Source organism: Knoellia terrae (genome assembly GCF_048606435.1).
Taxonomy (GTDB): domain Bacteria; phylum Actinomycetota; class Actinomycetes; order Actinomycetales; family Dermatophilaceae; genus Knoellia; species Knoellia terrae.
Genome location: NZ_JBMBWH010000001.1, coordinates 223,377 through 237,016, shown reverse-complemented (window position 1 = coordinate 237,016; position 13,640 = coordinate 223,377). Strand labels below are relative to the sequence as shown.

At 70.1% G+C, this 13,640-nt stretch carries 17 protein-coding genes; 3 read left to right on the top strand and 14 right to left on the bottom strand.

Annotated features, from left to right (window positions below; genetic code table 11):
- Positions 1-5: 5 nt before the first annotated feature.
- The 3 genes from meaB to ACOJV9_RS01245 are packed head-to-tail and all read right to left on the bottom strand — an operon-like array spanning position 6 to position 4,890.
- The gene (meaB, locus tag ACOJV9_RS01255; RefSeq protein WP_420183357.1) at positions 6-974 is read right to left on the bottom strand and encodes a methylmalonyl Co-A mutase-associated GTPase MeaB; all 969 of its coding nucleotides are present in this window, start codon (positions 972-974) and stop codon (positions 6-8) included.
- The gene (gene scpA, locus ACOJV9_RS01250; RefSeq protein ID WP_420183356.1) at positions 971-3,178 is read right to left on the bottom strand and encodes a methylmalonyl-CoA mutase; all 2,208 of its coding nucleotides are present in this window, start codon (positions 3,176-3,178) and stop codon (positions 971-973) included. The genes meaB and scpA overlap by 4 nt, the downstream gene beginning before the upstream one ends.
- The gene (locus tag ACOJV9_RS01245; protein ID WP_420183355.1) at positions 3,175-4,890 is read right to left on the bottom strand and encodes a methylmalonyl-CoA mutase subunit beta; all 1,716 of its coding nucleotides are present in this window, start codon (positions 4,888-4,890) and stop codon (positions 3,175-3,177) included. The genes scpA and ACOJV9_RS01245 overlap by 4 nt, the downstream gene beginning before the upstream one ends.
- A 212-nt stretch (positions 4,891-5,102) precedes the next feature.
- Between ACOJV9_RS01245 and ACOJV9_RS01240 the strand changes: the two genes are divergently transcribed.
- Positions 5,103-5,744 (top strand): dihydrofolate reductase family protein, encoded by a 642-nt coding sequence (locus ACOJV9_RS01240; RefSeq protein ID WP_420183354.1) that lies wholly within the window; start codon positions 5,103-5,105, stop codon positions 5,742-5,744.
- Positions 5,744-6,319, top strand: a complete 576-nt coding sequence (locus ACOJV9_RS01235; protein ID WP_420183353.1) for a dihydrofolate reductase family protein — start codon at positions 5,744-5,746, stop codon at positions 6,317-6,319. Before ACOJV9_RS01240 ends, ACOJV9_RS01235 begins: the two co-directional genes overlap by 1 nt.
- Before the next feature lie 31 nt (positions 6,320-6,350).
- Here the strand turns inward: ACOJV9_RS01235 and map are convergent, their stop codons facing one another.
- Together map and ACOJV9_RS01225 are read right to left on the bottom strand one after the other, a co-directional pair.
- On the bottom strand, positions 6,351-7,199 hold the full coding sequence (gene map / locus ACOJV9_RS01230; protein ID WP_420183352.1) for a type I methionyl aminopeptidase: 849 nt from the start codon (positions 7,197-7,199) through the stop codon (positions 6,351-6,353).
- 94 nt (positions 7,200-7,293) lie between these two features.
- Positions 7,294-7,851, bottom strand: a complete 558-nt coding sequence (locus ACOJV9_RS01225; RefSeq protein WP_420183351.1) for an NADPH-dependent FMN reductase — start codon at positions 7,849-7,851, stop codon at positions 7,294-7,296.
- Positions 7,852-7,925: 74 nt separating this feature from the next.
- Between ACOJV9_RS01225 and ACOJV9_RS01220 the strand changes: the two genes are divergently transcribed.
- Positions 7,926-8,411 (top strand): mycothiol transferase, encoded by a 486-nt coding sequence (locus ACOJV9_RS01220; protein WP_420183350.1) that lies wholly within the window; start codon positions 7,926-7,928, stop codon positions 8,409-8,411.
- 92 nt (positions 8,412-8,503) lie between these two features.
- Here the strand turns inward: ACOJV9_RS01220 and ACOJV9_RS01215 are convergent, their stop codons facing one another.
- From ACOJV9_RS01215 to ACOJV9_RS01175, 9 genes are all read right to left on the bottom strand, one after another.
- The gene (locus ACOJV9_RS01215; RefSeq protein ID WP_420183349.1) at positions 8,504-9,064 is read right to left on the bottom strand and encodes an adenylate kinase; all 561 of its coding nucleotides are present in this window, start codon (positions 9,062-9,064) and stop codon (positions 8,504-8,506) included.
- Complete coding sequence (gene secY, locus ACOJV9_RS01210; protein WP_420183348.1) at positions 9,064-10,380, bottom strand: preprotein translocase subunit SecY; 1,317 nt, start codon at positions 10,378-10,380, stop codon at positions 9,064-9,066. Before secY ends, ACOJV9_RS01215 begins: the two co-directional genes overlap by 1 nt.
- Before the next feature lie 182 nt (positions 10,381-10,562).
- Entirely contained in the window at positions 10,563-11,054 is a 492-nt protein-coding gene (gene rplO, locus ACOJV9_RS01205; protein ID WP_420183347.1) for a 50S ribosomal protein L15, read from the bottom strand.
- A 2-nt stretch (positions 11,055-11,056) separates the two neighbouring features.
- The gene (gene rpmD, locus ACOJV9_RS01200) at positions 11,057-11,239 is read right to left on the bottom strand and encodes a 50S ribosomal protein L30 (RefSeq protein ID WP_035931789.1); all 183 of its coding nucleotides are present in this window, start codon (positions 11,237-11,239) and stop codon (positions 11,057-11,059) included.
- Positions 11,239-11,910, bottom strand: a complete 672-nt coding sequence (gene rpsE, locus ACOJV9_RS01195; RefSeq protein ID WP_420183346.1) for a 30S ribosomal protein S5 — start codon at positions 11,908-11,910, stop codon at positions 11,239-11,241. Before rpsE ends, rpmD begins: the two co-directional genes overlap by 1 nt.
- Before the next feature lie 46 nt (positions 11,911-11,956).
- The gene (rplR, locus tag ACOJV9_RS01190) at positions 11,957-12,331 is read right to left on the bottom strand and encodes a 50S ribosomal protein L18 (protein ID WP_420183345.1); all 375 of its coding nucleotides are present in this window, start codon (positions 12,329-12,331) and stop codon (positions 11,957-11,959) included.
- Between the two features lie 3 nt (positions 12,332-12,334).
- Complete coding sequence (gene rplF / locus ACOJV9_RS01185) at positions 12,335-12,871, bottom strand: 50S ribosomal protein L6 (protein WP_420183344.1); 537 nt, start codon at positions 12,869-12,871, stop codon at positions 12,335-12,337.
- A gap of 11 nt (positions 12,872-12,882) precedes the next feature.
- Positions 12,883-13,281 carry a 30S ribosomal protein S8 gene (gene rpsH, locus ACOJV9_RS01180; protein ID WP_035931779.1) on the bottom strand — a complete coding sequence of 133 codons (399 nt, stop codon included), beginning with the start codon at positions 13,279-13,281 and terminating at the stop codon, positions 12,883-12,885.
- A 172-nt stretch (positions 13,282-13,453) separates the two neighbouring features.
- Entirely contained in the window at positions 13,454-13,639 is a 186-nt protein-coding gene (locus tag ACOJV9_RS01175) for a type Z 30S ribosomal protein S14 (RefSeq protein WP_035902511.1), read from the bottom strand.
- Position 13,640 lies beyond the last annotated feature (1 nt).

Here is a 13,640-nt window from a genome sequence, read left to right as displayed (position 1 = left end):
CGACGTCAGTGACCGAAGAGGGCGAGGATCTCGCTGGCGGCGTCCACGGCGCTCAGCTCTCCGGACCGGACAGCGGCCTCGAGCTGCTGCCGTCGCTCCCTGACCGTCGGAGCGGCCCGGACGGCGTCGGTGAGGTGCGCGTCGACGAGCGCCCACATCCAGTCCTGCTGCTGCTGGGCGCGCCGCGCCTCGAGCGAGCCCTCGGACGTCAGGTGGGCGCGGTGCTCGAGGACTGCCTCCCACACCTCGTCGAGGCCGGCGCCGGTCTGCGCGGAGCAGGTGAGCACCGGCGGTCGTCGCACGTCCTTGCCGGGCATCATCAGCCGCATGGCCGTGCTGAGGTCACGGGCCGCGCCGCGCGCGGGCGCCTCACCGTCGCCGTCGGCCTTGTTGACGGCGATGACGTCGGCGAGCTCGAGGATGCCGCGCTTGATGCCCTGGAGCTGGTCGCCGGCCCGGGCGAGCGTGAGCAGCAGGAAGGTGTCGACCATCTCGGAGACGGCGATCTCGTTCTGCCCCACCCCGACCGTCTCGACGATGACGACGTCGAACCCGGCGGCCTCGAGCACGAGCATCGACTCGCGGGTCGCGCGCGCGACTCCGCCGAGGTGACGGCCACTGGGGCTGGGCCGGACGAAGGCCTGGTCGCTGGCGCTGAGCTCACCCATGCGGGTGCGGTCACCGAGGATGGAGCCGCCGGTGCGCCGCGAGCTGGGGTCGACCGCGACGACCGCCACCCGGTGACCGGCGTCGATGAGCCGGATCCCCATCGCGTTGATGAACGTCGACTTGCCGGCGCCCGGCACCCCGGAGATGCCCACCCGGACGGCGGAACCCGTGTATGCCGTGAGCGCGGTGAGCAGCGCCCGTGCCCGTTCGCGGTGGTCGGGTCGCGTCGACTCCACGAGCGTGATCGCGCGGGCGACGGCGGCGCGGTCGCCCGCTCGGACGCCGTCGAAGAGCTCGTCAGTCACGCGCCACCCGTGGACGCGCCACTGGTGGACGCGCCGGCACCACCGTGGAGCCGGGCGCGCAGGTCGCCGATCAGCCCGATCGCCGCGGTCGAGATCACCGTGCCGGGCGGATAGATCGCGTCGGCGCCCGCGGCCCGGAGGTCGTCGAAGTCCTGCGAGGGGATGACTCCGCCGACGACGATCATGAGGTCCTCGCGGCCGAGCGCGTCGAGCTCCTTGCGGAGGGCGGGCACCAGCGTGAGGTGGCCGGCCGCCAGCGACGAGACCCCGACGACGTGCACGTCGGACTCGACCGCCTGCCGAGCGACCTCGGTCGGCGTCTGGAACAGCGGGCCCACGTCGACGTCGAAGCCGAGGTCGGCGAAGGCGGTGGCGATGACCTTCTGGCCGCGGTCGTGCCCGTCCTGGCCCATCTTGGCGACGAGGATGCGCGGTCGGCGACCCTCGGCCTCCGCGAACTCCTCGACGAGGTCCTGCGCCCTGCGCACGGTGGCGTCACCGCCGGCCTCGTCGGAGTACACGCCACCGATCGTACGGATCTGGGCGGTGTAGCGCCCGAACGCCTCCTCCATCGCCTGCGACATCTCGCCCACGGTGGCCTTGGCGCGTGCCGCGTCGATCGCGAGCGCGAGGAGGTTGGTCTCCATGGAGCCGTCCGAGCCACCACGGGCGGCGGCGGTCAGGCGCTCCAGGGCCGCACGGCACCCGGTCTCGTCGCGCTCGGCGCGCAGCCTCTCGAGCTTGGCGATCTGGCTCGTGCGCACGGCGGCGTTGTCGACCTTGAGCACCTCGAAGGGCTCGTCGCCGTCGGGGACGTAGCGGTTGACGCCGATGACCGGCTGCTGGCCCGAGTCGATGCGGGCCTGCGTGCGGGCCGCGGCTTCCTCGATCCGCATCTTGGGGATGCCGGCCTCGATCGCGCTGGCCATGCCGCCGGCGGCCTCGACCTCCTCGATGTGCGCCCAGGCACGCTCGGCGAGGTCGTGGGTGAGCCGCTCGACGTAGGCCGACCCGGCCCACGGGTCGATGGTGCGCGTCGTGCCCGACTCCTGCTGGAGGACGAGCTGGGTGTTGCGGGCGATGCGGGCGCTGAAGTCGGTCGGCAGCGCGATCGCCTCGTCGAGGGCGTTGGTGTGCAGGCTCTGCGTGTGCCCCTGCGTCGCGGCCATCGCCTCGATGCAGGTGCGGACGACGTTGTTGTAGACGTCCTGTGCCGTGAGCGACCAGCCACTGGTCTGGCAGTGGGTCCGCAGGCTCAGCGACTTGGGGTTCTTCGCTCCCTGCTCCTCGACGAGCCGCGCCCAGAGCAGGCGGGCGGCGCGCATCTTGGCGACCTCCATGAAGAAGTTCATGCCGATGGCCCAGAAGAACGACAGGCGGGGCGCGAACCGGTCGACGTCGAGGCCGACCGCCTTGCCGGCGCGGAGGTACTCGATCCCGTCGGCCAGGGTGTAGGCCAGCTCGAGGTCCTGCGTGGCCCCGGCCTCCTGCATGTGGTAGCCGGAGATGGAGATGGAGTTGTAGCGCGGCATCCGCTCCGAGGTGAACGCGAAGATGTCGCTGATGATCCGCATCGACGGCTCGGGCGGGTAGATGTAGGTGTTGCGGACCATGAACTCCTTGAGGATGTCGTTCTGGATGGTCCCGGAGAGCTGTTCGGGTGCGACGCCCTGCTCCTCCGCGGCGACGACGAAGAGCGCGAGGACGGGGATGACCGCGCCGTTCATCGTCATCGACACCGACATCTGGTCGAGCGGGATGCCGTCGAAGAGGGTGCGCATGTCGTAGATCGAGTCGATGGCGACGCCCGCCATGCCCACGTCGCCCTCGACGCGCGGGTGGTCGCTGTCGTAGCCGCGGTGGGTGGCGAGGTCGAAGGCGACGCTGAGGCCCTTCTGGCCCGCCGCGAGGTTGCGACGGTAGAACGCGTTGGACTCCTCGGCCGTGGAGAAGCCGGCGTACTGGCGGATCGTCCACGGCTGGTTGACGTACATCGTCGGGTAGGGGCCGCGCAGGAAGGGCGGCGCACCCGGGATGGTGTCGAGGAAGTCGAGGCCCTCGAGGTCGGCGTCGGTGTAGAGCGGCGGCACCTCGATCTGCTCGGGCGTCAGCCAGGCCCGGGCGCTCAGGTCGGGCAGCTCCGCGCGGTCGGCCGGGCGGCCGTCACCCAGGTCGACCTGGCTGAAGTCGGGGATGGTGCTCATGCTGGGGCTCCGGTCTCGTCGAGCAGGGCGGAGAGGAAGGCGACGACATCCATGTCCCTGGCCACTCCCTCGTAGCCCCGGTCGGTCGCGCGCAGCGAGGCGGCGGTGTCCGTGTCGGCATCGACCGCCTCCATCCCGGCGACGGTGAGGAGGTTGACCGCGTCGATGCGCCGGTCGGCGGCGCGCGGGACGTCGAGCGTCGGGACCGCGACGCGCGGCGGGTGACCGTGCTGCACCGCGTATGCCGCCGAACGGTCCCGGAGCGCCTCGAAGACCGCCGAGTCGCGGTGCGGCAGAAGGGCACCGGCGAAGGAGGGGAGGTCGGCGCGGCGGGTGCGGGTGAGCGGCTTCTCCCCGGCCAGCGGGAAGGTGCTGACGCCGGTCAACGGCTTCGTGCGGGTGGCGAGAGCGTGGTCGCGCTCGGCGACAGAAGCCGAGATCCGCTGTGCCACAAGACCGCTGGCGAGCGCATCCGCCATCCCGCCAGCGCGCTCGACGTCCTGGAAGGTCGCCCAGGCGGCTGCGGCCACCTCGTCGGTGAGCGCCTCGACGTACCAGGCGCCACCCGCGGGGTCGGTCACGCGAGCGACGTTCGACTCCTCGGCGAGAAGGATCTGGGTGTTGCGGGCGATGCGTCGGGAGAACGTCGTCGGCAGACCGGCCACCGTGTCGAACGGCAGGACGGTGATGGCATCGGCGCCCCCGAGGCTGGCACCGAAGGTCGCGATGGTGCTGCGCAGGATGTTGGTCCATGCGTCGTCGCGGCTGAACATGCGGCCGGACGTCACCGCGTGCGTGAAGGCGCCGCGGGAGTCCGCCGGAACACCCACGCTCTCGCCCACCCGCGCCCACGCCCGCCGGAGGGCGCGCAGCGCCGCGGCCGTGAGGAACTGGTCGGCACTCGCGCTGACCCGGAACTCGATGTGCCGGAAGGCGTCCGCCACCTCGATCCCGTCGGACTCGAGGTGACGCAGGTAGGACACCCCCGTCGCGAGTGCGAAGCCCAGCTCGTCGACGACCGTGGCACCGGCGTCCGCGTGGGGACGGGTGTCCACCGTCACCGCCCGCACCCCGCCGTGCCCCGTGAGGCGGCGCACCGCATCGGCGAGGGGCGACAGGTCGGCCGGCGTCCCCGTGCGGGCAGCGGCTCCGAGCGGGTCGTGCCCAAGGTTGCCCGAGCTCGCGGGAGAACCGGACAGGACGGCATACAGGGCGTCGGCGGCGGCCACCTGGTCGTCCCAGGACGAGACCACGACGGGAGCGAGGTCGAGCCGCACGTCGGCGAGCGTCTGCGCCACGTCGGTCGCGGCCAGCCCGTCCGCGCCCACGTGGAGCCAGACCGACGTGACCCCGTGCTCGAGGTCGGCGAGGACGGCGGACCGCGTCACGGCGGCATCGGGGTCGTCGTGCAGCTGGCGCACGTCCCAGGGGACGTCGGCGTCACGCAGCGCGCGACCGCGGGTGAAGGGCATCTCCCCGGGCACGCCCAGGGGCGGGGGCTGGGCCGGACGGGTGTAGAGCGGCTCGACGGGAAGGCCGCCCTCGAGGACGGTGCGCATCGACGCGACCGCCTCCTCGGGAGCCAGGTGCTCGCCCTCGGTCCGGCCCTTGTTGACGACCCCGGCGACGAGCTCACGCCACTGCGCCTCGGTGCGCTCGGGGAAGTGTGCCGCCAGCGCCATCGCCGCGGGCCGCTTCGGGGCCACCGTCATCCCATCGCTCCTCTGCCCTGATCGAGTCGGCCGCACCTGCGTTCGTGAGGTCTGCGGACGTGTCGTCACCCTACCGGCGGACGCGGTGGCGGACGACGAGAGTTTGGGCACACCGGAGCCTTCGAACCGCTGGCGCATCGTGCGGAGGTCGACCACCATGGGAAGCCGGTGGTGGTTGCAGCCGGCAGCCGTCGGGAGAGCCGGGAGCAGCCATGTCACGTGCGCTCGTCACGCAGTTCAGCATCTCGCTCGACGGCTTCGGCACGGGCGAGCCCCAGACGCTCGACGAGCCCTTCGGTCACGCCGGCCAGCGGCTGCACCGCTGGCTGTTCGCCGGCGAGCCGGGAGGTGAACGCGTCACGACGGGCATCGATGCCGCCATGGGCGCCGTGGGATGGGACGGCACCGTCGGTGCCGAGATCATGGGACGGCGCAAGTTCGGCCCGCAGACCGGTGCGTGGACCGACGCGGAGTGGCGTGGCTGGTGGGGCGAGGACCCGCCCTTCCACACGCCGGTGTTCGTCCTGACCTACCACCCACGGCCCCCGCTCGAGATGGAGGGCGGCACGACGTTCCACTTCGTGGACGGGACGCCCGAGGAGGTGCTCGCGCAGGCCCGCGACGCCGCCGGCGGTCTCGACGTCCGGATCGGCGGCGGACCGAGCACCGTGCGGCAGTTCCTCGCGGCCGACCTCGTGGACCTCATGCACGTCGTCCTCGTGCCGATCCTCCTGGGTCGAGGGGTCTCGCTCTGGGAGGGGCTCGAGGGGATCGAGTCCCGCTTCGACATCGAGACGGTGCACTCGCCGACCTCGGGGGTGACGCACCTGACCTTCCGGCGCAGGGAGTCCTGATGGGCCGCCTGCGCTACGGGATGCTCATCTCCCTCGACGGCTTTCTCAGCGACGCCTCGGGCTCGACCGACTGGATGGTCGTGGACGAGGAGCTGCACGGCTTCACGAGCGAGCAGGACCGCACGGTCGGGACGCGCGTCTACGGGCGCAGGCTCTGGGAGACGATGCGCTACTGGCAGTCCCCGCCCGAGGAGGACCTCGAGGCGGCCGAGGTCCGCGCGTTCGCCCGGACCTGGCAGGACACCGACAAGATCGTCGTCTCGACGACCATCGCTCCCCCGTCGGAGCCACGCACCACGCTCTGGGACCACCTCGACCTCGACCGTCTCGCCGCCCTCGTCCGTGACAGCGAGCTCGACGTCGAGATCGGCGGCCCCACCCTGGCCGCCCAGGCGCTGGAGGTCGGACTCGTCGACGAGCTCACGGCATACGTCATGCCGCACGTCGCGGGCGGCGGCACACCATGGCTTCCGGCGGGCTTCTCGTCGGGACTCGTCCTGCGTCGGCAGCACACCTTCGCGAGCGGAGCCCTCGCTCTTGTCTACGACGTCGGACACGGGCCGGCCACGCGGTGAGCCCCGACGACGGTCCGGCAACCCGGTTCGGTCAGGCGAGTGGGGCCCAGGGTGCGCCGAGGTCGCGCAACCTGGCCTCGCCGCCGTCGACCTCGGTGAGCACCCAGAGGCCACGCGACGTCGCCGCGACCGTGTTCTCCCAGTGAGCGGCGCGGGAGCCGTCGTCGGTGACGATGGTCCAGTCGTCCTCGAGCACGTGGTTGGCCTCGTCGCCCAGCGTCACCATCGGCTCGATGGCCACCGTGGTGGCGTCGACGACGGTCGGGCCGCGACCGCTGACGCGGTAGTTCGGGACCTGCGGGTCCATGTGCATCGACGTGCCGATGCCGTGGCCGACGTAGTCCTCGACGATGCCGTACTCCCGACCACGCCTCTCCCCCGCGGCGGTCAGGCTGTCCTCGACGGCCGCACCGACGGCATACAGGCTCTTGCCGACGGTGAGCGCGGCGATGCCGGCCCACATCGACGCCTCGGTGTCGTCGATGAGCTCGAGGTCCTCGGGACGCCCGGCCCCACGACCGCCGACGACGAGCGAGATCGCGGCGTCGCCGTGCCAGCCGGCCACCGAGCAGCCGCAGTCGATCGAGAGCAGGTCGCCCTCCTCGAGGACCCGTGCGCCCGGGATGCCGTGGACGACCTCGTCGTTGACCGAGGTGCAGATCGTGCCGGTGAAGCCCTGGTAGCCGAGGAAGTTGGGGATGCCGCCGCCGTCGCGGATGTGGGTCTCGGCGAGGGTGTCCAGGTCCTTCGTCGTCATGCCCGGCCGGACCGAGTCGCCCAGCAGCCGGAGCGTCTGGCCGACGAGGAGCCCGGCGGCGCGCATGAGCACCACCTGCTCCGGGGTCTTGGCCTCGATGCGCTCACGTCCGAACAGTCCCATGGGCGGCACGCTACCGCCCGGCCGCCCAGGCCCCCGAATTGCGGGAGCCGGACGACCGGGCGGCTGGACGGCCGGCGGCCGGGGCGTCAGCCGGTCAGGACTGGGCCGGAACCTCGTCGAGGTCGAGGACCTTGGCGTGGAGGGCGTCGAGCAGCGTCCGGAGCTCCCCAGCCGCGGCGGAGTCGTCGTCGACGGCGCCCTCGGGCGTCACCTGCTCGGGGAAGGTCAGACCCACGTCGCCCACGACGTCGGCGGAGACGTGCGTGAAGATCTTGGAGAGGTCGGCGCGGGCGTCCACGCCACCGGACCAGCCGTAGCCGACGATCGCGACCGGCTTGTCCTGCCACTCGGCGTAGAGGTAGTCGATGGCGTTCTTGATCGGCGCCGGGAAGCTGCGGTTGTACTGCGGCGTCACGACGACGATCGCGTCCGACTCGAAGATCTCGCTGGCCCACGCCTGCGTGTGCGGCTTGGCGTAGTTGCCGTTCCTCGGCATGTCCTCCTCGTCCATGAACGGCAGGTCGATCACCCCGAGGTCGAGGACCTTGACCTCCCACTGGCTCGGGTCGGCCTGGGCGCCCACCCAGTGGGTGACGGTCGGGCCGATGCGGTTCGGGCGGGTGCTGGAGACGATGATGCGCAGTTGATTCACATTTCAACCAACCAGCCGGGTCGCCCGCCCATTCCCGTCTCCGCAGACAGGCCCGCCGGCTCTAGGCTGCGTCCGTGCCGACCGAACGCGACACCCTCCTCGCCGCCCTGGCCGGCGCCCGGCGTCACGTGCTGGCCCAGCTCGACGGCCTCGACGACGAGGCGCTGCGGCGTCCGGTGCTCCCGTCAGGCTGGTCCTGCCTCGGGCTGGTGCGCCACCTCACGCTCTCCGACGAGCGCTACTGGTTCGAGGTCGTCGTGGCCGGCGGCCCGCTGGACTGGTGGCCCGCGGGCGACAACGCGGACTGGCAGGTCGGTCCGGACGAGACGGCCGAGCAGGTCGTCGACGCCTATCGCGCCGCGATCACCGCCTCCGACGCGATCCTCGCCGCCTGCTCCCTGGAGGACGCTCCACGCCATCGGGAGGACGGCTGGGACGAGGACGACTTCGCCGACGTGCGCTCCGTGGTCCAGCACGTCGTCGTCGAGACGGCGACGCACGCCGGCCAGCTCGACGCGGTGCGCGAGCTCCTCGACGGCCACCAGCACATCGTCCTCTGACCACAGTCCCTCGTCTCGACCCGGACACGAGGACGGCGGGAGCTCCGACAGCCAGGGGCTGCTGGTGCTCCCGCCGGTCGGGCGTGACGGGCTCAGCCGAGGGCGGCGATGACCCGCTCGGTGACCTCGTCGACCGCGCCGAGGCCGTCGACCTCGACGAGCAGGCCGCGCTCGGCGTAGACGTCGGTGAGGGGCGCCGTCTCGCGGCGGTAGATCGCCTGGCGCTCGCGGATGACGCTCTCGGTGTCGTCGGGACGACCCTCGACCTCGGCTCGCTTGAGCAGCCGGGAGACGACGGCGTCCTCCTCGACGGTCAGGGCGAGGACCTTGTCGAGGCCGTGGTCGTGCTTGCCGAGCATCCAGTCCAGCGCGGTGACCTGGCCGGTCGTGCGCGGATAGCCGTCGAGGAGGAAGCCATCATGGGCGTCGTCCTCGTTGAGGCGGTCCTCGACGATGGCGTTGGTGATGTCGTCGGAGACGTAGCCGCCCGAGGCGGTGATCTCCTGGACCTGCTTGCCCAGCTCCGTGCCGTTCTTGATGTTGGCGCGGAAGATGTCACCGGTCGAGATCGCCGGGATGCCGTAGTGCTCGGCGATGCGGGCGGCCTGGGTGCCCTTGCCGGCACCGGGGGGTCCGAGGATGATCAGTCGCATTAACGGAGGAACCCTTCGTAGTGACGCTGCTGCAGCTGGGACTCGATCTGCTTCACGGTCTCGAGACCGACACCGACGATGATGAGGATCGAGGTGCCGCCGAAGGGGAAGTTCTGGTTGGCCCCGACGAGGACGATCGCGATGAGCGGGATCAGGGAGATCAGCGCGAGGTAGATCGCACCCGGCACGGTGATCCTGGTGAGAACGTACTGGAGGTACTCGGCCGTGGGTCGCCCGGCCCGGATACCCGGGATGAAGCCGCCGTACTTCTTCATGTTGTCGGCGACCTCGGTGGGGTTGAACGTGATCGACACGTAGAAGAACGTGAAGAACAGGATCAGCACCGTGTAGGTGAGCATGTACTCCCAGGTGTCCCCGGCGGCGAACCGGCTGTCGATCCACTGGACCCAGCCCGCGCTCGTGCCGTCGGCGCGACGGTTGAACTGGGCGAGCAGGGTCGGGAGCGCGAGCAGCGAGCTGGCGAAGATGACCGGGATGACACCGGCCATGTTGACCTTGAGCGGGATGTAGGTGGAGGTCCCGCCGTAGACGCGGCGGCCCACCATGCGCTTGGCGTACTGCACCGGGATGCGTCGCTGGCTCTGCTCGACGTAGACGACGAGCGCGATGATGACGAAGCCCATGAGGATGATCCCCAGGAAGATGTCCCAGCGACCCTCCTGCTGCTGGATGGCCCAGAGCGCACCGGGGAACGTGGCGGCGATCGACGTGAAGATGAGGATCGACATGCCGTTGCCGACACCCTTGTCGGTGACGAGCTCACCGAGCCACATGACGAGGCCGGTGCCGGCCGTCATCGTGAGCACCATGATGAGGATCGTGACGATCGAGTCGTCGGTGAGGATGTTGGTGCAGGCCGGGTTCGCGAACAGCTGCGAGGGGTTCTGCGCGAAGGTGATGAACGTGGCCGACTGGAGCACCGCGAGGGCGATCGTCAGATACCGCGTGTACTGGGTCATCTTCGACTGACCCGCCTGGCCCTCCTTCTTGAGGGCCTCGAACTTCGGGATCACCACCGTGAGCAGCTGGATGATGATGCTCGCCGTGATGTACGGCATGATCCCGAGCGCGAAGATCGACAGCTGGAGCAGGGCTCCACCGCTGAAGAGGTTGGCCAGGCCGAGGAGGTCGTTGGCCTCCCCCGCTCCCTCCTGGCAGGCCTGGATGAGCGAGTAGCTCACGCCGGGCGTCGGCACGTGGGCGCCGAGGCGGTAGATCGCGATGACCCCGAGGGTGAACAGGATCTTCCTGCGCAGGTCGGGCGTCTTGAACGCGCGGCCGAAGGCGGTGAGCACAGGTCCTCCAGGTGGGCGGCAGGCGCCGCGTCAGTGTGGTGATCGACGAACAAGATACCCCGGCGAGGGACGCGGTCCGGAACCGCGGTCGTCACAGGGGGTCAAACGACGTATGCCGCAAGGCGAGTTCCCGGATCGCCTCCGGGAACCGCGCCCTGCGGCATACGCACTGCGGATACGACTCAGGAACCGCTGAGGGTGACCGAGCCACCCGCCGCCTCGATCTTCTCCTTGGCGGAGGAGGAGAACGCGTCGGCGGTGACGTTGACGGCAACCGTGATCTCGCCGGTGCCGAGCACCTTGACGAGCTGGTTGTCGCGGACCGCACCCTTGGCTGCGAGGTCCTCGGCCGTCACGTCGCCACCGTCGGGGTAGAGAGCGGACAGCTTGTCGAGGTTCACGACCTGGTAGGTGGTCTTGAACGGGTTCTTGAAGCCGCGCAGCTTCGGGAGACGCATGTGGAGGGGGGTCGAGCCGCCCTCGAAGCGCTCCGGAACCTGGTAGCGGGCCTTGGAGCCCTTGGTGCCACGACCGGCGGTCTTGCCCTTGGAGCCCTCACCACGACCGACACGGGTCTTGGCGGTCTTGGCTCCGGGGGCCGGACGCAGGTGGTGGATCTTGAGAGCGGACGCGGCCGGGGCCGCGCTCTCGGTGGTGGCCTTCTTGTCAGCCATGATCACTCAACCTCCTCGACGGCAACGAGGTGCGTCACCGTCTTGACCATCCCGCGGATCTCGGGACGGTCCTCCTTGACGACGACGTCGCCAATGCGCTTGAGACCGAGGCTTCGCAGCGTGTCGCGCTGGTTCTGCTTGCCGCCGATCTCCGAACGGGTCTGGGTCACCTTGAGTCGAGCCATCACGCACCAGCCTTCGCGGCGTCGCGGGACTCGGCGATGCCGGCCGCCTGGGCGCGCAGCATCGCCGCGGGGGCGACCTGGTCCACGGGGAGGCCACGGCGCGCGGCCACGGACTCCGGACGCTCGAGCTCCTTGAGAGCCTGGACGGTGGCGTGGACGATGTTGATCGCGTTGCTCGAGCCGAGGCTCTTGGACAGCACGTCGTGGATGCCGGCGCACTCCAGGACCGCACGCACCGGGCCACCGGCGATGACACCGGTACCGGGGCTGGCGGGGCGGAGCATGACGACACCGGCAGCGGCCTCACCCTGCACGGGGTGCGGGATGGTGCCCTGGATGCGCGGGACCTTGAAGAACTCCTTCTTGGCCTCCTCGACACCCTTGGCGATGGCGGCGGGAACTTCCTTCGCCTTGCCGTAGCCGACGCCCACGGTGCCGTCACCGTCACCGACGACGACGAGGGCGGTGAAGCTGAAGCGACGACCACCCTTGACGACCTTGGAGACACGGTTGATGGTCACGACGCGCTCGAGGTACGCGCTCTTCTCGGCCTCGCGGCCGCCACCACGACGGTCGTCACGACCGCCGCCGCGGCGGTCGCCGCCACGGTTGTCGCTGCGCTCGCCGCCGGCGGACGCGGGACCGGTGCCTCGACGCTGGGGTCCTGGCATCAGATGTTCCTCATTCCACAGAGAGTCATGGTCTTGGTGCGGCGGGTCACAGGGACAGCCCACCCTCGCGGGCGCCGTCGGCGATGGCCGCCACTCGACCGTGGTACTTGTTGCCGCCGCGGTCGAAGACGACCGCCTCGACACCGGCAGCCTTGGCGCGCTCGGCGACGAGCTCGCCGACCTTCTTCGCCTTGGCGGTCTTGTCACCCTCGAAGGTGCGGACGTCGGCCTCCATGGTGGAGGCGTACGCCACGGTCTTGCCCGCGGTGTCGTCGACGACCTGGACGAAGACGTGACGCGACGAGCGCGAGACGACGAGACGGGGACGCACTGCCGTGCCCGCGACGTGCTTGCGGACGCGAGCGTGGCGACGGCCGCGCGCGGCGACCTTGCCCTTGGCACGCTTGATGATCATTGCCATGGCCTACTTACCAGCCTTTCCGACCTTGCGGCGGATGTGCTCGCCGGCGTAGCGCACGCCCTTGCCCTTGTACGGGTCGGGCTTGCGGAGCTTGCGAATGTTGGCGGCAACCTCACCGACGAGCTGCTTGTCGATGCCCTCGACCTGGAACCGGGTGGGGTTCTCGACGGTGAAGGTGATGCCCTGCGGCGGCTCGATCGTGATCGAGTGCGAGTAGCCGAGCGCGAACTCGAGCGAACCGCCCTTGTTCACCACGCGGTAACCGGTGCCGTGGATCTCGAGCTTCTTGACGTAGCCCTCGGTGACACCGAGGACCATGTTGTTGATGAGCGAACGGGTCAGGCCGTGGAGCGAACGCGACTCGCGCTCGTCGTTCGGGCGCGTGACCTCGACCTGGTCATCCTTGCGCTCAACCACGATGGGCTGGGCGACCGTGTGTGCGAGCTCGCCCTTGGGACCCTTGACCTTGACGGTCTGGCCCTCGACGTTGATCTCGACACCGGAGGGGATGGTCACCGGAAGACGTCCGATACGTGACATGTCAGATCCCCTTACCAGATGTAGGCGAGGACTTCCCCACCCACACCCTTGTTGGCGGCCTGCCGGTCGGTCAGGAGACCGGAGGAGGTCGAGATGATGGCAACGCCGAGTCCACCGAGCACCTTGGGAAGGTTGGTCGACTTGGCGTAGACGCGCAGTCCGGGCTTGGACACGCGACGCACACCGGCGATGGAGCGCTCGCGGTTGGGGCCGTACTTGAGGTTGATCGTCAGGGTCTTGCCGACCTCGGCGTCCTCGACGGTCCAGCCGGCGATGTAACCCTCGGCCTCGAGGATCTCCGCGATGTGCGACTTGAGCTTGCTGAACGGCATGGCGACCGTGTCCTTGTGCGCCGAGTTGGCGTTCCGGACGCGGGTCAACATGTCCGCAATCGGGTCAGTCATTGTCATTGGGCTTCTCCGCCCTTCTCACCGTGGTTTCATCCGGGGCTGATGCTCCGGCTGACCTTCGATGTAGATGGATCTTGGGGTATGCCGCGTGCTGCGGCGGGGCTGGTCGCCGCGGGCTCGCGCCCACGGCATACCGGGATGTCAGTTCGGGAACGTCACCAGGACGCTGAGCTCACCAACTGCTCTTGGTCACACCGGGCAGCTCGCCGCGGTGGGCCATCTCCCGGAGGCAGATCCGGCACAGGCCGAACTTGCGGTAGACCGAGTGGGGACGGCCGCAGCGCTGGCAGCGGGTGTAGCCGCGAACCTTGAACTTCGGCTTCTTGTTCGCCTTGTTGACCAGAGCGGTCTTGGCCATG